This is a genomic window from Arthrobacter sp. Leaf337 (genome assembly GCF_001423745.1).
Taxonomy (GTDB): domain Bacteria; phylum Actinomycetota; class Actinomycetes; order Actinomycetales; family Micrococcaceae; genus Arthrobacter.
Window position 1 is genome coordinate 250224 of sequence record NZ_LMPC01000026.1, and the last position, 20847, is coordinate 271070.

Below are 20847 nucleotides of genomic sequence, written 5' to 3' on the forward strand. Positions count from 1 at the left end.
CGTCCCCAACCGGCACCTGCGTTTTACCCTAACTGTCCGGACACGAACCGTGGCCGCAGACACTCCTTGCATCGTTCGCACGAAGCGCCTTTTCCAACAGGCGTTCCTGCGTCATACCCTCCCACGCCCATTGCGGCGTAAGCGTAAGGACACTTCCATGCTCGAAACACAAACGGCAGACCCCCAAGAGACGGACAACGCCGTCACGTCCCCCTCCCCCTCGTCCCGCACCAAGCACGAAAAATTCACCCCCGAGGTCCGCAAGGGCCTGCTGGGCCTCGGCCTCGGCAACGCCCTCGAGTGGTACGACTGGATGGTCTTCGGCCTCCTCTCTGCCTTCATCGGGCCCAATTTCTTCCCCAATACCGATCCGCTCTCCGCCACCTTGAACGCGCTGGCCGTGTTCGCCGTCGGGTTCGCCTTCCGTCCGCTGGGCGGGATCCTGCTCGGCACCCTGGCCGACCGCGTGGGCCGCCGCCGGGTCATGCTGCTGTCCATCATGCTCATGGCAGGCACCACGCTGATCATCGCCGTCACCCCGAGCTACCAGCAGATCGGCGCGTGGGCCGGCATCATCCTGCTGGTCTGCCGCGTGCTGCAGGGCATTTCCACGGGCATCGAAGCCCCGCTTTCCACGTCCCATGCCCTGGAACTGGCGCCCGAAGGCCGCGAAGGTTATGTCGCCGGCCTGATGAGCTTCTACGTGAATATCGGCATTCTGCTGGCCTCACTGATCAGCTTCCTGTGCAGCCTGGTCCTGGGCGGTGCCGTCATGGCCGAGTGGGGCTGGCGCGTGCCGTTCATCGTCGGCGCCCTCTTCGGTTTCGTGGTCCTCTACCTCCGCCGTTCGCTCCCGGAAACCCTCAAGGCCGAGGAAATGGCCAGCAACACTCCCCGCGCCGTCTGGTCCGGAGTCCGCAAGCACTGGCTCTCCGTGCTGGCCATCATCTTTGTGGTCGGCGCAGCACAGGCCTACAACTACGCCTGGAACGTTGGCCTTCCCAGCGCCGCCCGCAGCGGGTTCAAGGAAGACCCCACCGCCGTCTTCGCCCTCACCACGGTCCTGGGCGTCATCCTGGTGGCAGGCAGCTGGATCATCGGCAAGCTGACCGACGGCAAGTCGATGTCCCGCTGGTTCCTGATCACCCGCATCCTGGCGATCCCGTCGGTGTTCCTCATGCTCTTCTACGTCCAGCCGGGCATCGGCGGCTTCGCGGCAGTCCTGTTGGGCGGCTCCATCGTCCTGGTGCTGAACATGACCCTCTACAACGTGGTCAGCTCCTCCCTGATGCCCAAAAACATCCGCGGCACGGGCGTAGCCCTGGGGTATGGAATCGGCGTCGCACTCTTCGGCGGCACCGCCTCCTACCTGCTGGTCTGGTTCCAGTCCCTGAACCTCAGCTGGATCTTCCCGGTCTACGTGGCCGTTCTCTCCATCCTCAGCATCGTTTTCTACCTCGCCGCCCGCCGCTCCAACGGCATCTTCGTCGGAAAGTAAGGACTCCCCATGACCTCCCCCGCAACGTTCAACTCCCTGGAACTCAGCACCACGACGGCGGACCTCACCGCCCCGGTCATCTCCCGTTCCAACGTCCTCGTGGTCGGCGGCGGCCCCGCAGGCGTGGCCGCGGCCGTCACCGCAGCCCGCTCCGGCGCCAAGGTCACCCTGCTGGAACGCTACTCATCCCTCGGCGGCCTCGCTTCCGGCGGCATGGTGCTGGTGCTGGACGACATGATCAACGGCCAGGAAATCACGGTCACGGGCATCGTCTCCGAATACGTGGAACGGCTGCAGAAGCTGGGCCTAGCCGTCGTCCCGCCGGCCGATGACCGCAAGACCTCCGAGGAACTCTGGAACAAGTGGGGCCGCTACGGCACCTTCGATTTCCACTCCCACACCAGCCCCAAGCCCATCTGCTACGCCGCGGCATTCGACCCGGACGGCTGGAAGCGCGTCTCCAACGACCTGGTCCGCGAGGCCGGCGTGGACCTCCGCCTGCACTCCTGGTTCTCCCGCCCCATCGTGGACAACGGCGTGATCAAGGGCGTCATCTGCGAAACAAAACTGGGCCCGCAGGCCTTCATGGCGGACGTCGTCATCGACACCACCGGCGACATCGACGTCGCCTCCCGGGCCGGCGCCAGCTACGCCAAGGACAACTACCTCACCACGCTCGTCTTCCGCCTGGGCAACGTGAACACGAACGCCGCCGAAGCCTTCGAGCAGGCCAACCCGAAGGAAGCCCGCGCCATCAACCGCAAGATCAAGCGCCTCCTCGGCGGCGCCTGGGAACTGTGGTGGCTCAAGACCCCCATCGACGGCGTGGTCTGGTGCAACGCCCCGCACATGACCGGCTTCGACGGCACGGACCCGGCGGACATGACCGCCGCAGAGTTCGCCGCCCGCGACCGGATCTCCGAGGCCGTGGACTACGTCCGCGCCAACCTGCCCGGCTTCGAAAACTGCTACATGCTGGACGTCGCCTCGCAGATGGGCGTCCGTCAGACCCGGCTGCTGCAGGGCGAGTACGTCATGACCAAGGACGACGTCACGCAGCGCCGCCACTTCGCCGACACCGTGGCCCGCGGCCGCGACTACTACTACCCTTACCGCTCGCTGCTGCCCAAGGAAGTGGATCAGCTCCTCGTCGCCGGCCGGCACTACTCCGCCACCCCCGAGGCGCAGAAGATGTCCCGCGAAATCCCGCCCTGCATGGCCATGGGCCAGGCCGTCGGCGTCGCCGCAGCCCTCGCTGTGGAGAACGGCCTCCTGGTCCGCGACGTGTCCGCGCTGGACATCCAGCAGGGCATGCGCCGGCACGGCGCCGACCCGGGCGACGTCCCGTCGTCGAACGCCACCGTTGACGCCGAAGCGGCGGTGCCGGCATGAGCACGGTGACTTTGGAAACGACAGAGCTGGAACGCACGACGGCGGCACCGGCCGCCGCTGCTGAACCCACCACTACCCCGCTGCCGCTGGACGGCATCAAGATCGTGGACTTCACCCAGGTGTTCATGGGGCCGTCCTGCACGCAGATGCTGGGCGACTACGGCGCGGACATCATCAAGGTGGAACGCCCCGGCGCCGGGGACATCTCGCGCAACTCGTTCCCGGACAAGGACGGCCAGGACAACCCGATCTTCCTGTCCATCAACCGGAACAAGCGCAGCGTCTCGATCGACACGCGCACCGAGGAAGGCCGGAACGTACTGCACGCCATCATGGCGGACGCGGACGTGGTGGTCAGCAACTTCCGCTCCGGTGTCATGGAACGGATGGGATTCGGCTACGAGGAACTCAAGGCCGAGAATCCGGGCATTATCTGGGCCTCCGGCACAGGCTTCGGCCCCGTGGGACCGTACTCGCACAAGGGCGGCCAGGACGCGATCGCGCAGGCTTACTCCGGTGTGATGTGGCGGCGGGAATCGGACGACCAGAAACCGTCCATCTACCCCACCACGCTGTGCGACTACATCACCGGCATGCACCTCATGCAGGGCATCCTGCTGGCGCTGCGCACCCGTGAAACCTCCGGCGTCGGCCAGAAAGTGGAGGTGACCATGTACGACTCCATGCTGCACCTGCAGATGCAGGAGGCGTGCATGCAGCTCAACCGCGGCTACGAGGTCAACTGGGGCGCCATGCCCCTCAGCGGCGTGTTCGAAACCACCGACGGTGCCGTGTGCATGGTGGGCGGTTTCACCCCGGACCCGCTGGCCCGCATCTCCGAAGCCCTCGGGCTGGACGAGGACCTGACGCAGCGGCCCGAGTTCGCAAACCTGGAGCAGCAGTTCGCGCACAAGCCGGCGCTGCAGGCCATCTTCCGCGAGCGCATCGCCACGAACACCACCGAGTACTGGACCGGCAAGCTGGAGGACCAGGGGCTGCTCAACGCCCCCGTCCACACCCTGGAACAGGCCCTCGCCGATGCGCAGACCGAAGCCAACGGCATGATCGTCGAGGCCGAACACCCCGGAGTTGGAACGGTGCGCATGCTCAACGCGCCCATCCGGCTCTCCGCCACCCCTCCTACCGTCCGCCGCGTGGCGCCCCGGCTGGGCGAGCACAACGTGGAGGTCCTGCTGGAGAACGGCTTCGACGAGGCCACCATCAAGCGTCTTCAGGAACTCGGGGTCCTGCGGTGACGGCAACTTCTGTGGAAAGCACGACGGCGGGCGCCGCTTCCGCTGCCCCCTCACCAGTGGACCAGGTCACCCTGACCATCGAGAACCATGTGGCCACGGTGGTGATCGACCGGCAGCACGTGCTAAACGCCGTTGACGGCACTGCGCAGGCCCGGCTCAACGAGATCTGGGCGCAGCTGGAGCAGGACACCGACGTCCGCGCCGTGGTCATCACGGGTGCGGGCACGCGTGCCTTCTGCGTCGGGGCGGACATGTCCGCCTCGGCCGTGGACAAGACCGGCCTGGAGTACTGGGCCGGCCTGGACCCAAACGGTTTTGGCGGGCTTAGCCTTCGAACATCGCTGGATGTGCCCGTGATCGCCCGGGTGAACGGCTACGCACTGGGCGGCGGCATGGAGATCGTGCTCGGCGCGGACATCGTGGTGGCGGCAGAGAACGCCAGGTTCGGGCTGACGGAACCCCGGGTGGGGCGTTTGGCGCTCGACGGCGGCATCCACCAGCTGGTGCGTCGCATCCCCTACACCCAGGCGATGGGCATGCTGCTGACCGGCCGGAAAGCTGACGCCGCGGAAATGCAGTCCATGGGACTGGTCAACGAGGTGGTCCCGGCAGAAGAGCTCGACGCCGCGGTGCAGCGCTGGGTGGACCAGATCCTTGCCTGCGCCCCCACCTCCGTCCGGGCCGTGAAGCAGATGGTCACGCAGACGCAGCACCTCACTGCCAAGGAGGCCCGCGGGCTCCGCCTGCCGGCCCTGATGGCGGCGCTCGACAGCGAGGACTCGGCCGAAGGCGTCCGCGCCTTCCAGGAAAAGCGGCCGCCGGTCTGGCCCGGCCGCTGACCCCCAACAATTTTCGAGGAGGATTCCATGAACGAACCACAGAATGATGCAGCCGGGAACGATCCCCGCGAACCACAGGAACGCGAGTCCCTGGCTCCCGGCGTCTGGGGCGTAGTGGCAACGCCGTTCCAGGGCAGCACCCTGGACGTGGACCTGGACAGCCTGTCCGAACTGGTGGAGCACTACGAAGCCATCGGCGCCACGGGGCTGACGGTCCTGGGTGTGTTCGGCGAGGCCGCGGCCCTCACCGCGGAGGAGCGCCGCCAGGTGCTCGACATCGCCATCGAATGCACGGACCTCCCGCTGGTGGTGGGCATCACCGCGCTGGCCACCCGGCCCGCCATCGACGAAATCAAGGCAGCCCAGGCCGTGGCCGGCGAGCGCCTTGCGGCCGTCATGGTGCAGGCCAACTCCGCCCGGCCCGAAGTGGTGATCGCACACCTGGACGCCATCCACCGGGCCACCGGCGCGAAGGTGGTCCTGCAGGACTATCCGCTGGCCAGCGGCGTCAGTATCAGCACCTCGGCCCTTATTTCCGCGGTGAAGTGGTGCAGTTTCGTGGTCGCGGTGAAGGCCGAAGCGCCGCCCACCAGCGTGGCCATCGCGGAGCTGACGGCCGCCGTCGAGGTTTCCGTTTTCGGCGGGCTGGGCGGGCAGGGCCTGCTGGACGAGCTCATGGCCGGCGCAGCGGGCGCCATGACCGGGTTCTCCTATCCCGAAGCATTGATTGCCTGTGTCCGCGCCTGGCAGCGCGACGGCTACGAGGCCGCCCGCGACCAGCTGCTGCCGTACCTGCCTCTGGTCAACTTCGAGCAGCAGGCCAAAATCGCACTGGCCGTCCGGAAGGAGTGCCTGCGGAAGCGCGGACTCATCAAGGATTCGGGCGTCCGGGCTCCTGCCGCGGAGTTCCCCGAGAGGCTGCGCTACAGCATGCTCACGCACCTGCGGGAAGCCGCCGCCGCGCTTGAGTCAGCTGCAGCCAACCGCCACACCACTGTAGGGAGTTACTGATGGACCTCGGAATCGCCGGAAAAACCGCCCTGGTGGCCGCCTCCACCGGCGGCCTGGGCCTCGCCGTGGCCCGCGCATTGTCCGCCGAGGGCGTCCGCGTGGCGGTCATTGGCCGCCGCCGCGATCGCGCCAAGGAGATCGCCGCCGACCTCCATACGGCGTACGGCACAGGAGCCATCGCCATCGAGGCGGACCTCACCACGCCGGAAGGCATCGAGTCCGCCGTCGACCAGACAGTGGCGGACCTCGGCCCCATCGACATCCTGGTGCTCAACGGTCCGGGCCCCAAGCCCGGTGCCGCGGCGACGCTCAGCTCCGAGGACATCGCCGCCGCGTTCGAGCTGCTGGTCAAGCCGCACCACGCCCTGATCTCGCAGGTGCTTCCCGGCATGCGGGAACGGCGCTGGGGCCGCATCCTGGCCGTCGGGTCCAGCGGAGTGGTGGCGCCGCTGCCCAACCTGGCCGTGTCCAACACCGGCCGGGCCGCACTGGCCGGCTACCTCAAGACCCTCGCCGCCGAGGTGGCCCTGGACTCGGTCACAGTCAATATGCTCCTTCCCGGCCGCATCGCCACGGACCGGGTGGCTGAGCTCGACCAGGCCGCCGCCAAGCGCCGCGGCACCACGGTGGAGGACATCCAGCTCGAATCCCGCAAGACCATCCCCGCCCGCCGCTACGGCGAGCCGGAAGAGTTCGGCGCCGCCGCCGCGTTCCTCTGCAGCGCCCCGGCGTCGTACATCACCGGCGTCGCACTCCGCTGCGACGGCGGCCTGATCCGCAGCCTGTAGCTCCGCAGACCTCCCCACGATTCCCAAAGGAACCCCATGACTTCCACAGCCACCGACGTCACCACCTCCACCGACCGCGAACTCATCACCGCCCGGCACCTCATCAACGGCGAATGGCTCGGCGAGGCCGACACAGAGCGGATGAACCCGGCCCGCCCGGGCGAACTCGCAGCCCTCTCCCCCAGCGGCACCGCCGCGGACGTGGACGCCGCCATCACGGCCGCCGCGGCAGCGCAGCCGGGATGGGCGGCACTGCCCGCACCGTCCCGGGGCGCCATCCTCATCACAGCCGGAAACCTGCTGATCGAACGCCAGACCGCCATCGCCGAGGATCTGGTCCGCGAGGAAGGCAAGACCCTCGCCGAGGCAAAGGGCGAGGTCAAGCGTGCCTCGGACGTGCTGCGCTTCTTCGGCTCGCTCGGCTGGGCCGCCACCGGCGAAGTGCTGCCCAGCGGCCTGCCGGACACCACCATCACCACCCGTCGCGAGCCGCTCGGCGTCGTCGGGCTGATCACGCCGTGGAACTTCCCCATCGCCATCCCGGCCTGGAAGTCCGCACCGGCGCTGATCAGCGGCAACGCCGTCGTTATCAAGCCGGCCGAACTCACCCCGCTCTCCGCCACGCACCTCGCCCGCGCCCTGCAGGATGCCGGGCTGCCCGCCGGCGTGTTCAACGTGGTGCACGGCAAGGGCCGCGTGGTGGGCGACGCCCTGGCCCGCGACCCGCGCATCGCCGGGCTCTCCTTCACCGGCTCCACCAATGTGGGGCTGGGACTGCAGGAAATCCTGAACGCCCGCCGCGCCCGCGTGCAGCTGGAAATGGGCGGCAAGAACGGCGTCCTGGTCCTCGACGACGCCGACGCCCGCAAGGCCGCCAAGGTGGTTGCCGGCGGCGCGTTCGGGCTCACCGGCCAGGCCTGCACCGCAACCTCCCGCGTCTACGTCACCCCGGGCATCCGCACCGCGTTCCTTGACGCCCTGACCGAGGAAGCCGCGCAGTACACCGCCGGCGACGGCATGGACGCTCCGATGGGGGCTGTGGTGAGCGGCCAGCAGTTCGCGCAGAACACCGCGGCGGTGCGTTCCGCCGTCGAACGCGGAGCCACGCTGCTGACCGGCTCCGGGATCCTGGACGAAACGCACGACGGCGACGCGGACCGTCCGCTGTACTTCCCCGCCGCCGTGCTCACGGACCTGCCGTTCGACGACGCCGCCGTCACCGAGGAGATCTTCGGCCCCGTCGTCGCGGTCCTGGAAGTTGCCGATTACGAGGCCGGGCTGGCCGCCATCAACGACTCCCGCTACGGCCTCACCGCCGGCATCTGTACTGATTCGCTGAAGCTCGCCACGGACTTCTCCGCCCGGGCACAGGCCGGCGTGGTCAAGGTCAACCGGCCGACGGCGGGACTGGACCTGAACGTGCCGTTCGGCGGCGTGAAGGACTCCTCCACCAACACGTTCCGCGAGCAGGGGAAGTCCGCGCTGGACTTCTTTACCTGGGGCAAAACCGTTTACACCGGTGTGTAGCGCACCATGACGTATGTGATCGCGCAGCCGTGCGTGGATGTGAAGGACAAGGCCTGCATCGAGGAATGCCCGGTGGACTGCATCTACGAGGGTGAACGCTCGCTGTACATCCACCCGTCCGAATGCGTGGACTGCGGTGCGTGCGATCCGGTGTGTCCGGTGGAGGCGATCTACTACTCGGACGACGTTCCCGATGAGTGGGCCGACTACATCCGTGCCAACGTGGAGTTCTTCGAGGAGCTGGGTTCGCCGCAGGGTGCCTCCGCCCTCGGGAACCTCGGCCGCGACCACCCCGTGGTGGCGGCCGAGCCGGTGGCAGAACCCACCCACTAAATCAGCGCGAACGGACAGTTGAGGCCCCGCCGTTCGGGGCCTCAACTGTCCGTTCGCGCTTAAGCCGCCGTCACCTCACCGTGCGGACCAAACCTGCCGGAACTTGCCGCTGCGGTCGGGCCGGGGCGGCTCGTCTGCATGCTCAATCGCCACCGATCCGGCGCCAACGGCAGCGAAGTACTCGTCCAACCGCTCCGTCACCGCCGAGCGGACTCCGGCCAAGGCAGCACCCGGCAACGCCTCGAGCCGCACTGTCAGGTTCCCCGGTCCCGTGCGGATGGCCTGGAACCTGCGCACGCCTGGCGTCTCCTCGATCACCGTGCCGAGTGCGAGCGGAAGGACTGTCACGGCGGTCCCGTCCGGTGCCGCAAAGGAGACGAGGTCTCCCGTCCGGCCGTCGATGCTAACGGATGGAAACGAGCTGCCGCACGGGCACGGTTCCGTGGCGAGCGTTACCCGGTCACCGAGGTCGTAGCGGATCAGCGGCTGCACCCGGTTGGCCAGGTTGGTGACGAGCACCGTGTGGGAGGTGGTGCCTGCCGGGACCGGCACGTAGTTCGCGTCCACGGGTTCGAGGATGTACCAGTCCGTGTTGATGTGGAAAGCGCCGTGCCGGCACTGGCTGGTCAGTGCCGGGACCTCCGAGGAAAGATAGCGTTGGGTGACCCGGCAGCCGAACGCCGCTTCGATGGATTCCTGTCCGGTTGCGGACAGATTCTCGCCGGAACAAATGGCCAGGACGGGCCGGATCCCGAGGCGCCCGGCTTTCTGCTCCGCGGCCAGCTGGATCACCGCGCTCGGATAGCCGAACAGCAGGGTCGGCCTAAAGGTGTTGAGTTCCTCCACCAGCTCGGGCAGCGGCCTCAGCACCGAGAAGACCCGGAGGCGCCGGGCAATGGCGGGGGCCCGACGTCGGGCGTTTTCGGTCAACACGACGCCGGCGAAGTGGCCGCCAGACGCCACGAGGGCCGCCGCCCGCAGCCCTCGGAGCAGAAAGTGCCGCACTTCCGAGGCCCTCACTAGAGTGCGGCGTTCCCGGATCCGGACCACCACGTTCACCATCACCCAGGAGAACCGGTCATGGATCAGGACAGCCGGCTCACCTGACGTGCCGGACGTGGTCACCACCAGGTACTGCCCGCCGTAGAGTCTGCCCAGCTGTGACAGGTCGGAGAGCAGTTCCGACTTCAGCTTCGCCAACGAGATGTGCGGATCCGTCACCCAGTCGTCGAAGTTCGCCATCAGCTCCCGTTTGCCCACCGGCGGAAGCTGGTTCGGCCCGGTGACCGTGTCCGGGAGGTCCCGGTAAAGGCGGCGATAGTACGGCGACGCGGACCGGGCGAACTCCACGAGTTCCGCAAGGCGGGCCTGCTGCAGGCGTTTGATCGCCTCCGGGCCCCCGCGCTCAGCACGCCAGGTGTCCCACGCGACCCGGAGTGTCCATCCGGAAAGTCCACGCATGGCAAGTGTCCTCTCCGGATCAGTCCTCGGACCCATGTCCCACCATTACACGTCTGCAGGCACCACAACAGGGGCCTTCTTCCCCCGGTCGAGCCCAATTGCTGGACTTCGCAGCGGGCGCCGATCAGACTGTCTACAACAGCTGGCCCGGCCGTCCGGAATTACCCGCATTCCGGCCTTCCAGGAACGAACAGCTGGAATATTGGGGCTTTACCGCAATGCCTGATCCACACCCTCGAAAGGACCTGGCCATGCCGGACTTGTCAGCATTCTTCCCGCTAATTGCCGCCATCATCGGGGCGGTTCTCGTCGTCGGCTTTGTCTGGGTGGCTATAAAGCTGATGTGGAAGGTGGCCGAACCCAACGAGGCCCTGATCATCTCGGGTTTGACCCGCGGAACCTTGGAAACACGGGCCGGAATGGACTTCAAGATCGTCACCGGCAAGGGTGCGCTGGTATTTCCCGGGCTTCAGACAGTACGGACCCTGTCACTCACCCTGAACGAAACTGAGCTCAAAGTTTCCTGTGTTACCTCGCAGGGCATACAGGTAATTGTGGAGGGTGTTGTTATTTACAAAATCGGCGACGCCCCGCCCTTCATTGCAAATGCGGCCAGGCGCTTTCTGGGCCAGCAACCCAAAATGGAAAGCCAGGTATATAACGTCTTTGAAGGACACCTGAGGTCGATCATTGGCAGCATGACTGTGGAGGAAATCATCCGCGAGCGGGACAAGCTCGGTTCGCAGGTCCGCAGCGCCAGCGGCGTGGAAATGGAGAAGCTGGGCCTGGTGGTGGATTCGCTCCAGATCAAGGACCTGCAGGACCCCACTGGCTATATCCAGAACATCGCCAAGCCGCACATCGCCCAAGTGAAGATGGAAGCCCGGATTGCCGAGGCCACCAGGAACCGCGAGGCGGCGGAGAAGGAAGCGGAGGCCGCCGCACTCATTGCCGATGCGCAGAGTGTCTCGGCCATCCGGCAGTCCGTGGCGCAGGCCAACGCCGAACGGGCCAAGGCCAACGCCGCCCAGGCCGGTCCGCTGGCGGATGCAACCGCACGGCAGCAGGTGGTGGTCCAGGAAACCGAGGTGGCCAAGCTTGAGGCTGACCGCGAAGAGCAGAAGCTCCAAACCACCATCCGCAAGCCCGCCGACGCCAAGGCCTACGCCAAGCGCACGGACGCCGAGGGCCAGAAGGCGGCCGACATCAGCGCCGCCGAGGCGCTTGCCCGCCGCACCGAACTCGAAGCCCAGGTGAACGCCCGCCGGACGGAACTCCAGGCCCAGGCAAATGCCACCGCTGCTGCGGCCGCGGCAGGGGCCACCAAGGTCACCGGCGAGGCGGAAGCTGCAGCCACCCGGGCGCGCGGTGATGCGGCCGCCTCTGCCATCAAGGCGAAGGCGCTGGCGGAAGCGGAGGGCATCAAAGCACGCGCCGAGGCCCTCGGGACCAACCAGGACGCTGTTATTTCGCAGCAGCTCGCCGAGAACATGCCGGCCATCATCGCAGCTGCGGCGGAGCCGTTCTCGCACGTGGGACAGATGACGGTGCTCAACGGCGGGGAAGGCGTCAACAAGATGCTCGGCGGCATCCTCGCCCAGGTGGGCGACTACCTCCCGGCCCTCTCCTCGGCGCTGAGGAACAGCAGGGAAGGCAAACGTCCGGCGAAAGCCCCTGATGCGTAAGGACGTCGACCGCAGCCTCACCGGCAAGATCGGGCGGGTGACTGGGCGCATCGGCCCGGGCACCATCGGCGAAGTCATGCTGCCCTACCTCGGCGGCATCATGGCTTTCCATGCACACCCGTTCGACAAGACCAGTGTGTATGCGGTGGGTGATGAAGTGCTGGTGATCTATTTTGATCCGCCGCAGACGGTCTATGTGGATGAACTGCCGGAGGTGTTGAGGCACGACGGCGGGCGGTAAGTCGCGCGTCAGGCGCCGCTCGGCGCCTGTGGCCAGCAGACGTGAGCGACCGACAACCGTGGCTGCCGGCATCCGCGGACGGGATCAGAACTTCCAGAGGGAGTACGGAACGCTGGGCAGGTTGCCCGCCATCCAGGGCCGTTCGGACTCCTCCCGCGGCAGGATCCCCCGGCCGTCGCGCAGGACCACCACCACCGTTCCGATCACCCCCAGCAGGGCAACGACGGCAAGGAAAATCAGGACGACGACGATTGGCCCGGACATCACTGGAACACCTCTGCTATCAATTTTACGGCGTCCCGATCCGGCTGCAGAGAACCCCGCTCACCGGTCGGTGGCACGCTCCCGGTCCGCCGTCTTCCGGTCCGCAAGCGTGGAGGTCTGGACGGTGAGACAGCTCCGGGCGTATCCTGATTTTCCATTGCCTCTGGGGGGTGATCTGGATGGTGCGTACTTTCCGTGATCGTTGCCGGTCTTCCGTGCGCCCGCTCCTGCTCGCCGTCGTTCTGACCGGTTCCTGGCTGGCGTTGGCCGCCGGCCCGGCGAATGCCGCCTCTGATGCTCCGAACCCGCTGGGCGGGATTGGGCAGGCGGCCGCGTCGCTCGTCCAGGACATCGTCCCGTACGCCGAGCCGCAAGCCGTTCAGGAACCCGACGAACCTCCCGTTCAGGCTGTCCATGACGTCCCAACTCCGGCCGTCCGCACTGCTGCGATCGTCGTGGACGTTGTGGATCCTGTGCTCAGCGGGACGACTCAAGTCGTCAGCGACGTGATGGACACCGCCGCTCCGCTCCTTCCGGCCGCGCCGCTCGTTGATACGGTCACAGATTCGGTGACCGGCACAGTGGACGAGCTCGGGTCGGTGGTGGATTCCCTCGCTTCCACCCTGCCGGACCTCCATGTGCCGACGGCGCCCCTTCCGACGGAGCCCGTGTCCACACTTCCACGGCCAAAGATCCCGCCCCAGGTTCCAGGGCAGAATCCGGACACGGCCGCGCCCGGTCTCTTAAGCGGAACCCGAGTCCCGCCGTCGGAGTTTCCCTCACAACGGGCGGCAGCCACCAGCGGCGTTGAGGCAGCCTCCAGCGTTGCCCGAGTCCTGCCCGCAGGAGGTGCGCCGCAGCTGGTCAGGAGCGCGCTTTCTTCGCTGCAGTTCCTGGCGAATACGCACGCTGTGCGAGCGCTGGCAGCAACCATCGGCTATGTGGTTTCCGCCGGGCCCACGCCGGCTGACGAACCTGCCCGCGAAGGGGGGTTCCGATTCGCGGGCGTCCAGAACCAGTCCGGCTCGGCGTCAGGCACGGGCAGCGCCGGCGCCGAGGCGTCGGGCGACGTCGACGGGTTCTGGGACTTGCTGCACGATGCCGGCCGCTGCCTCGTGCCGGACGCCGCCCTCATCCTGGCCGCGAGCCCGTCATTTGATCCGGGGTCTTCCCCCGACTGAGCAGGTCACCTCTGCGCTTTTTCAGGCAGAACATGGCCACCACCGACGCCATCGGCGTACGGAATAGAAAACTCAGTCAGGAGAAAAGTCATGTCCGTCCACACCCAGCTTTCCAGCGCCACCGTGATTGTCCGCTCCGCACCCGCCCAGTCCCGCATCGGCAACTGGCCCGACCCCATGCAGTCCCGCATCGGCAACTGGCCCGACCCCATGGGCCGGGCGGGTTCGGCGGCAGGCCGCTGATCATCAGGCCGGTCCGGATGCTGTCCCTTGTCTGCCTGGGGGTGTCAAGGGGCAGCATCCGGGCCCTGTAATTTACCGGGTCATGTAATCGGAGGCCCACCAGGACGGCTACCACTGGGAGCCCCCGGCGGCGAGCGCCGCCGCCGTCGTGTGCCGCCGCCGTCGTGTGCCGCCGCCGTCGTGTGCCGCCGCCGTCGCGCCTCAAGGCAGCCCCGCTGTTAACCCAACCTTCCCTTGCCCGTCATGCCCGCTCCCCCTCGGCGCAACGCACCGCCCGCACCGTGGAGGTGTGAGGATCGCAATTGTTGCTGAATCATTCCTGCCACTGATGAACGGGGTGACACACTCCATCCTTCGGGTGCTTGAGCATCTGCAGGAGAGGGGCGATGACGTGATGGTGATCGCCCCGTCGACACAGGACACAGAGGTCCTGGATGTGGTGCACGGCGCGTTCGTGCACCGGCTCCCGTCCGTGCCGCTGGCCGGGTACACGAACGTGCGGGTGGCGTTGGGCGGTGTGAACCGGGTCAAGAGAATCCTTGCCGATTACGCGCCTGACGTTGTCCACCTCGCATCCCCGTTCGTACTTGGCTGGCGGGCAGTGCAGGCGGCCCACCAACTGGGCATTCCCACAGTGGCGATCTACCAGACCGAGGTCCCCAGCTACGCGGCCCGCTACGGTGTGCCGTTCATGGAGAACTGGGCCTGGAACCGGGTGGAGAACATCCACCTGCTGGCTTCCCGGACTCTGGTGCCGTCCACTTTCGCGCTGAACCAACTGCGCGGCCGCGGGGTATTGCGGGTGGACATGTGGCGGCGCGGTGTGGATACCGCGCGGTTTGCGCCGGGAAAGCGCGACGACGGGTGGCGGGCATCCGTTGCCCCGGACGGCGAGCGGATCATCGGCTACGTGGGCCGGCTGGCCGTTGAAAAGCAGGTGGAGGATCTGGCCGTGCTGGCCGATGTGCCGGGGACCCGGCTGGTGATCGTCGGTGACGGCCCGCAGCGCGAGGCGCTGCAGGGGGCCCTGCCGAACGCCGTTTTTGCGGGGTTCCTGGGCGGCGAGCAGCTCGCCAGGGCGGTGGCGTCCTTCGACCTGTTCGTGCATCCGGGCGAGTTCGAGACCTTCTGCCAGACCATCCAGGAGGCCATGGCATCGGGCGTGCCGGTGGTGGCCACGGGCCGCGGCGGTCCGCTGGATCTGGTGGAGAATTCCCGCACGGGCTGGCTCTACAAACCGGGCGACCTTGCCGGGCTGCGTGCCCATGTCATGGACCTGATGGGCGACGACGCCAAGCGCCGCGCGTTCGCCGCGGCAGCCCACGCATCGGTCCAGGGGCGGACGTGGCCGGCGCTGAGCGCGGAGCTGGTCCGCCATTACCGAGCGGTGATCGCCGGTGAGCCGGCGGTTGAGCCTGTCGAAACCCAACGAGGAGCAATACTGTGAAGATTTCCGTCATCGGCTGCGGCTACCTTGGCGCCGTGCACGCGGCAACGCTGGCGTCGATGGGCCACACCGTGGTGGGCATCGACGTCGACGCCGCCAAGGTGGAGCAACTGGCCCGCGGTTTCGCACCGTTTTTCGAGCCTGGCCTGGACGAGCTGCTGCAGGACGGCCGGACCACCGGCCGGCTCACGTTCTCCACGGATTTCGCGGACGCGGCCGGCGCAGAGGTGCACTTCCTCTGTGTGGGTACGCCGCAGTCCAAGACGTCCGACGGCGCCGACCTCAGCTACCTGCTCGCCGCCACCGAAAGTGTTCTGCCGCACCTTGGCCCGCATTCCGCCGTCGTGGGTAAATCCACGGTCCCGGTGGGGACTGTCGATGTGCTGGCCGGCATCCTTTCCGGGCGCCCGGATGTGGTGCTCGGCTGGAACCCGGAGTTCCTGCGGCAGGGCACCGCAGTGAAGGATTCCCTGGTGCCGGACCGCCTGGTCTACGGCGTGCCGGGCGGCAACGCTGCGGCGTTCGACCGGACAAACGGTGCCGGCCGCGGTGTGACGGCAGCCCTGGATGCCGTATACGAGCCGCTGCTGCGCACCGGGATTCCGCGGCTGGTATGCAACTTTGCCACGGCGGAACTGATCAAATCGGCGTCGAACGCTTACCTGGCCACGAAGGTCAGCTTCATCAATGCGATGGCCGAGCTGTGCGATGCCTCCGGCGCGGACGTCACCGAACTGGGTGAGGCTATGGGGCTTGATCCGCGGATCGGCAGCCGGTACCTGCATGCCGGGCTGGGCTTCGGCGGCGGCTGCCTGCCCAAGGACATCCGCAGCTTCCGGACCCAGGCCGCGGCGCTGGGTGTGGGGTCGGTGGACGACTGGATGGGAACGGTGGATGCCATCAACCTGGGCCAGCGGTCGAGGACAGCGGACATCGCCCGCCAGCTCTGTGGCGGCAGCCTGGCCGGGCGGACGGTGACGGTGCTGGGTGCGGCGTTCAAGCCGGACACGGACGACATCCGCGACTCCCCTGCCCTTGATGTCGCCCTGCAGCTGGCCGAGGCCGGCGCACACGTGACCGTGACGGATCCGAAAGCCATCAACAATGCGTGGATGCGGTACCCGCAGCTGCGCTTCGAGGCCTGCACCAACCGGGCTCTTGAGGGCGCCGAGCTGGTGCTGCTGCTGACGGAATGGGACGAATACCGTTCTTTGTCTCCCGAGGATGCAGGGACGCTGGTACGACGGCGGACGGTGCTGGACGCGCGCAATGTGCTGGACGCGGCGGCATGGCAGGCGGAAGGCTGGACGGTTCGTGGTTTGGGAACCGGGCTCACTACGGGTGCCGCCGTTGAGGTTGCCGGATACGGGCGGTCAGGGTCTGAAGCCTCGCAGCCCGGTTGATCCCGCCGCTTGGAAGTGTCTCTGCGCTACCTCTGGCCCAGACTCATAAGTCTACTTATTATAGTAATAGGGCATGCCGATCAGGTTTGGGGGCGAAGTACAGGTGGACCAGGCGACGATCCTCAGTTACGCCGCCGGCTACGTTGCGGCTTTAATCCTGGCCTTCCTGATACTGCTGCCCGTGCTGATTCCCGCCCTTCTGCTCCTGCTGGTGGCCGGGTCGGTGCAACTCCTGCTGATGGGGGTGGGGGCACTGGCCCTGGGCTTGTACCGGTTCACAGCCAGGCTGTTCCACGCGCTGGCGCGGGCGATCAAGGCCCGCGGGGATGGACCGCGCCGAAGCCACGGAGCCGGCCCTCTTCATCTGCACTGACGCCGCTTCCCATGTGACAAGCGGTTCTTCCCGGCGCCCTCTATGATGTGCGGAGGGGAGGACATGCCATGAAGAATTTGCGGTCTCATTTTGTCTTTACGGTGCTGTGATGGCGCCGCAGGGAAGCCCGGAACCGGGGGCAGTTTCAGGCCAGGACTATCAGGCCATCGTTGATTCGCTGCCCGACGCCCTGTTGGTGCTGGCCCAGGACGGCACCGTGGTGCTTATGAACCCGGCCGCTGAGCGGGTGTTCGGCTACTCACGGCAGGAACTGGTCGGCCATAATCACCGAATCATTCTTGCTGAGGGCTACCGCCTGGGATTCCAGCGCCTCTTCAAGGCCCTTCGTGTCGGTGGTCCGGAGTCCGGCTTCGGTTCGCCGTTCGAGGCGTACGGGCTCAGGAAGGACGGCACGGAGTTCAAGGGCGAGATAGCGTGCGGTGTCTTGGAAACAGCCGCCGGCCTTTGCATGTCCGTGTCGGTGCGGGACATGACCCATCGTGAAGAACCCGACGACGGACTCCGCGAGGCCGTATCCCTTCTGAGCGCCACCCTTGAGTCGACGGCCGACGGCATTCTCGTTGTCGGAACGGACGGCCAAATCGCCGGTGTCAACGAGCAATTCGTGTCCATGTGGGGCATTCCGCGCGGGCTGCTGACGACGCACGATGATGAAGCGGTGATCGGCTATGTGCTCGGGCTCCTGAAGAATCCTCAAGGGTTCCTGGACAAAGTGCACGATCTCTATGCCCACCCGCTTGCTGAGAGCAACGACGTTCTGGAGTTCCTCGATGGCCGGACCTTCGAACGGTACTCCCGTCCGCAGAAGGTGGCGGAAAAAGTGGTGGGACGCGTGTGGAGCTTCCGCGACGTGACCCCCAGGCTGGCTGCCCAGGACCAGGCGAAGCGGGCGATGGCCGATCTGGCCGAGCAGGCAGCCCAGCTCAAGGCCCTGGCGTTCCAGGACCCCCTGACCGGGCTTGCCAACCGCAAGCTATTCCATGACCAGTTGGCTGAATCGCTCCGGGACGGGCCGGCTGGGACCGTGGATGTCCTGCTACTGGATTTGGACGATTTCAAGGAAGTCAACGACATCCTGGGCCACCATGCCGGTGACGAGATGCTGACGGAAGTGGCACGCAGGCTGAGGTCCTGCGTCCGTCCCGACGACACGGTGGCCCGTCTCGGCGGAGACGAGTTCGTTGTCCTGCTGACCGGCTCCCCTGAACCGGATGCGGTGGCGGAATCCATCGTGGCCTCTCTGAACGTCCCCATGTGGATCGACGGAACCATGCTTCGCCCCAGCCTCAGCCTGGGCCTGGCCTCGGCGGGCCAGGACGCGGTGGCGGCCTCCGAGCTGCTCCGCCAGGCTGATGTCGCCATGTATGCGGCGAAGGCGGCCGGAAAGAACCGGTACATGAGGTTCGAGCCGGACATGATGACGGCGCTGGTCCAGCGGACGGACATGGAAGCCGGCCTCCGGCTAGCGGTCGACGCCGGGCAGATCATGGTCCACTACCAGCCGGTGATTTCACCGAAACTCGGCGAGGTGGTGCAGTTCGAAGCATTGGCCCGGTGGAAACGCAACGGTGAGATGATTCCGCCCGGACAGTTCATTCCGACGGCAGAACGCAGCGGCCTGATCTCGGCGATCGGCATGCAGGTCATGCGGCATAGTTTCGTTGAGCTGCAACCCTGGCTGTCTGAGGATCCCGGACACTCCGTTGCGGTCAACATTTCGGGGGTGCAGCTCAAGGACTGCCAGTTCGCCGAGGGCGTCCTGCGCCTGGCGGCCTCCTGCGCCACGGATCCGCGGCAGCTGGTGCTGGAAGTGACGGAGAGCGTCTTCTTTGATCCGGACGCACACGTGATCCGGCAACTCAACGCGCTCCGCGACGCGGGCGTGCGGGTGGCGCTGGACGACTTCGGCACCGGCTACTCCTCGCTGGGGCGGTTGCAGGAACTTCCCGTGGATGCGGTGAAGATAGACCGTTCCTTCGTTTCCATGGTCCGTACCGGCGCGGAGAAACTACCCATCCTGAGCTCAATGATCAACATGGCCCACAGCCTGGGCCTGACGGTGACAGCGGAAGGAATCGAGACCGGGGCCCAGGCCGGTTACCTGACCAATCTGAACTGCGACTCCTTGCAGGGGTATCTGTTTTCCCATCCGGAACCGGAATCAGGGTTGGAGCTTGCGCTGCTCCGCTCGGCGGACGCCATTGACGAGCTGCAGGGCGTTCACCTCGAGGCCTGAGGCGGAGACAGGTTCCCGCCAAAGTGCCTCAATGGACCCTGCGCCGCCGGCGCAGGGTCAGCTCAGCTGGTCGATCCTGTCCGTGCTGACCAGCGCCTCGCTGCGGTCCCACAGTTGCCGGGCCAGCCCGGCGTCGTAAGCCTGCTTGTTGGCTTTGGCCAGCGCCCGCTTGGCATAGTACGCGCCGGAGACCCAGTCGTGCCCCGGCTTAGTGGTCGCTAGCCACACGAGGGTGTCTGCGCCCTGATCGGGGGTGAGCATGAACCGCTTGATGAATGTCTTGTAGGCGAAACGGAACCAGCTGGTCGATTCCGCCGCGAAGTTGGTGGCGACGCCGCCCGGGTGGAAGGCGGCCGTGGCGATGCCGGCAGCGTTGTACCGGTAGTGCAGCTCGGTGGTGAAGAGGATATTTTCGAGCTTGGCAGTGCCGTAGGCCTTGTTGGTGGAGTACTTGCCGGCCGCGTCAAGGTCCTCAATGTCCACGTGTCCGAACGCGTTCGCAGCGCTCGACGTGTTGATGACCGTCGCGTTGCTTGCCGTCAGCACTTCCATGAGCTCGTTCGTCAGCAGGAACGGCGCCAGGTGGTTCACTTGGAAGGTCTTCTCGTGTCCGTCCACGGTCAGCTCTCGCTTGCCCATGATCCCGCCGGCGTTGTTCGCAAGCACGTCGATCCGCGGGTACTTCTCTTTCAGCTGCCTCGCCAGCGTGCGCACCTGGGATAGGTCAGCGAAGTCGCTGACAAAGTAGTCAGCGCCGATCTCGCGTGCCACCGCCTCGGTCTTTTCCGCGGAACGCCCCACGACGACTACCCGCTCCCCTGCCTTGGCCAGCGTCCGCGCGGCGGACGCGCCGATGCCGTCGCTCGCTCCGGTGATAACGATGGTTCGTGCCGTCATGAAGTGTCTCCCAATCATTGATGGAACGTGCCGATAGCCGGCGTCCCGAAGCCCAGTCAGTACAACGACGGCGGCGCACCAGGGGTTCCAACCCCGTCAGACGCTCTCTCACTTCCTGCGCGCTTTTCCCCCGACGCTCTCTCACTTCCTGCGGGCTTTTCGCCGACGCTCTCTCTTGACCACATGTCGGGCGCCGGGGCCATAATCGGTCTGGGCACAATTGCGGTGCCCCATAGACTAGCCAGCGGTTGGCGCCGCCGGAGCAAAGGAGTCCTCGAATGACGAAGTACCTGATCTCGTTCCCCGGTGAGGCCATGGTAGTCCCCGAGGAGGAATTCGAGTCGGTGGTCGAAGCGTCGCATGCCGTCATCGAGGAGGCCAAGGCGGCGGGCGTGTACGTCTTCGCCGGCGGGATCGATGAGGACGTAGACCCTGTACTCGTCGCCGGTGACGGCACCGTCACCGGCGGCACGTACCCGGGCCACAAGGTGCCCAACGGCGGCTACACCGTGCTGGAGCTGCCGTCGCGGGAGGCGGCACTTGAGTGGGCCGCGAAGATCGCCGTCGCCTGCCGCTGCCCGCAAGAGGTCAGGCAGTTCCAGTTCGACCCGGCCAGCTGAGTTGGAACTGTTGGTTTTGGTATTGGTGGTTTAAATGCGGGAGAGCCCCAACCGTGTGGTTGGGGCTCTCGACCTGAATGGTGTTCCGGCGGTGACCTACTCTCCCACACCCTCCCGGGTGCAGTACCATC

20 protein-coding genes are annotated in these 20847 nt (G+C 66.7%); 17 read left to right on the forward strand and 3 right to left on the reverse strand.

What is annotated here, in order from left to right; genetic code table 11:
- Positions 1-157 precede the first annotated feature (157 nt).
- Genes ASF98_RS17290 through fdxA form a run of 8 tightly spaced genes read left to right on the forward strand, consistent with a single transcriptional unit; the run spans position 158 to position 8644 of the window.
- A complete protein-coding gene (locus ASF98_RS17290; RefSeq protein ID WP_055804274.1) occupies positions 158-1498 on the forward strand; it encodes an MFS transporter in 1341 nt (446 codons plus the stop codon).
- Between the two features lie 9 nt (positions 1499-1507).
- The gene (locus ASF98_RS17295; RefSeq protein WP_055804276.1) at positions 1508-2890 is read left to right on the forward strand and encodes an FAD-dependent oxidoreductase; all 1383 of its coding nucleotides are present in this window, start codon (positions 1508-1510) and stop codon (positions 2888-2890) included.
- The gene (locus ASF98_RS17300) at positions 2887-4146 is read left to right on the forward strand and encodes a CaiB/BaiF CoA transferase family protein (protein ID WP_055804279.1); all 1260 of its coding nucleotides are present in this window, start codon (positions 2887-2889) and stop codon (positions 4144-4146) included. Before ASF98_RS17295 ends, ASF98_RS17300 begins: the two co-directional genes overlap by 4 nt.
- Positions 4143-4985, forward strand: a complete 843-nt coding sequence (locus ASF98_RS17305; protein ID WP_235506059.1) for an enoyl-CoA hydratase-related protein — start codon at positions 4143-4145, stop codon at positions 4983-4985. The genes ASF98_RS17300 and ASF98_RS17305 overlap by 4 nt, the downstream gene beginning before the upstream one ends.
- 27 nt (positions 4986-5012) lie before the next feature.
- Positions 5013-5996, forward strand: a complete 984-nt coding sequence (locus tag ASF98_RS17310) for a dihydrodipicolinate synthase family protein (RefSeq protein WP_055804282.1) — start codon at positions 5013-5015, stop codon at positions 5994-5996.
- A complete protein-coding gene (locus tag ASF98_RS17315) occupies positions 5996-6784 on the forward strand; it encodes an SDR family oxidoreductase (protein ID WP_055804285.1) in 789 nt (262 codons plus the stop codon). Before ASF98_RS17310 ends, ASF98_RS17315 begins: the two co-directional genes overlap by 1 nt.
- 36 nt (positions 6785-6820) lie before the next feature.
- On the forward strand, positions 6821-8311 hold the full coding sequence (locus ASF98_RS17320; RefSeq protein WP_055804288.1) for an aldehyde dehydrogenase family protein: 1491 nt from the start codon (positions 6821-6823) through the stop codon (positions 8309-8311).
- A 6-nt stretch (positions 8312-8317) separates the two neighbouring features.
- Positions 8318-8644, forward strand: a complete 327-nt coding sequence (gene fdxA, locus ASF98_RS17325; protein ID WP_055804291.1) for a ferredoxin — start codon at positions 8318-8320, stop codon at positions 8642-8644.
- Between the two features lie 75 nt (positions 8645-8719).
- Here fdxA and ASF98_RS17330 read toward each other — a convergent pair whose 3' ends face one another.
- Complete coding sequence (locus ASF98_RS17330; RefSeq protein WP_055804295.1) at positions 8720-10105, reverse strand: phenylacetate--CoA ligase family protein; 1386 nt, start codon at positions 10103-10105, stop codon at positions 8720-8722.
- Positions 10106-10356: 251 nt separating this feature from the next.
- Here ASF98_RS17330 and ASF98_RS17335 point away from each other — a divergent pair, with 251 nt between their 5' ends.
- Positions 10357-11790, forward strand: coding sequence for a flotillin family protein (locus ASF98_RS17335; RefSeq protein ID WP_055804298.1), 1434 nt, complete (start codon positions 10357-10359; stop codon positions 11788-11790).
- Positions 11783-12031, forward strand: coding sequence for a hypothetical protein (locus ASF98_RS17340; protein WP_055804300.1), 249 nt, complete (start codon positions 11783-11785; stop codon positions 12029-12031). Before ASF98_RS17335 ends, ASF98_RS17340 begins: the two co-directional genes overlap by 8 nt.
- 84 nt (positions 12032-12115) lie before the next feature.
- On the opposite strand, the gene ASF98_RS17345 is transcribed toward ASF98_RS17340, so the two are convergent.
- Entirely contained in the window at positions 12116-12295 is a 180-nt protein-coding gene (locus ASF98_RS17345) for a hypothetical protein (RefSeq protein WP_055804302.1), read from the reverse strand.
- Between the two features lie 179 nt (positions 12296-12474).
- Between ASF98_RS17345 and ASF98_RS17350 the strand changes: the two genes are divergently transcribed.
- The 6 genes from ASF98_RS17350 to ASF98_RS17370 all read left to right on the forward strand — a co-directional run bounded on the left by ASF98_RS17350 (position 12475) and on the right by ASF98_RS17370 (position 19199).
- Positions 12475-13476, forward strand: coding sequence for a hypothetical protein (locus tag ASF98_RS17350; protein ID WP_156372448.1), 1002 nt, complete (start codon positions 12475-12477; stop codon positions 13474-13476).
- A gap of 90 nt (positions 13477-13566) precedes the next feature.
- On the forward strand, positions 13567-13719 hold the full coding sequence (locus ASF98_RS24225; RefSeq protein ID WP_156372449.1) for a hypothetical protein: 153 nt from the start codon (positions 13567-13569) through the stop codon (positions 13717-13719).
- A 289-nt stretch (positions 13720-14008) separates the two neighbouring features.
- Complete coding sequence (locus ASF98_RS17355; RefSeq protein WP_055804307.1) at positions 14009-15166, forward strand: glycosyltransferase family 4 protein; 1158 nt, start codon at positions 14009-14011, stop codon at positions 15164-15166.
- Positions 15163-16569 (forward strand): UDP-glucose dehydrogenase family protein, encoded by a 1407-nt coding sequence (locus ASF98_RS17360; protein WP_055804309.1) that lies wholly within the window; start codon positions 15163-15165, stop codon positions 16567-16569. Before ASF98_RS17355 ends, ASF98_RS17360 begins: the two co-directional genes overlap by 4 nt.
- Before the next feature lie 73 nt (positions 16570-16642).
- Positions 16643-16942 carry a hypothetical protein gene (locus ASF98_RS17365; RefSeq protein ID WP_055804312.1) on the forward strand — a complete coding sequence of 100 codons (300 nt, stop codon included), beginning with the start codon at positions 16643-16645 and terminating at the stop codon, positions 16940-16942.
- Between the two features lie 109 nt (positions 16943-17051).
- A complete protein-coding gene (locus ASF98_RS17370) occupies positions 17052-19199 on the forward strand; it encodes a sensor domain-containing protein (protein WP_055804314.1) in 2148 nt (715 codons plus the stop codon).
- A 57-nt stretch (positions 19200-19256) separates the two neighbouring features.
- On the opposite strand, the gene ASF98_RS17375 is transcribed toward ASF98_RS17370, so the two are convergent.
- Complete coding sequence (locus ASF98_RS17375) at positions 19257-20096, reverse strand: SDR family NAD(P)-dependent oxidoreductase (RefSeq protein WP_055804317.1); 840 nt, start codon at positions 20094-20096, stop codon at positions 19257-19259.
- Positions 20097-20374: 278 nt separating this feature from the next.
- Here ASF98_RS17375 and ASF98_RS17380 point away from each other — a divergent pair, with 278 nt between their 5' ends.
- Positions 20375-20716 (forward strand): YciI family protein, encoded by a 342-nt coding sequence (locus ASF98_RS17380; RefSeq protein ID WP_055804320.1) that lies wholly within the window; start codon positions 20375-20377, stop codon positions 20714-20716.
- Positions 20717-20847: the final 131 nt, after the last annotated feature.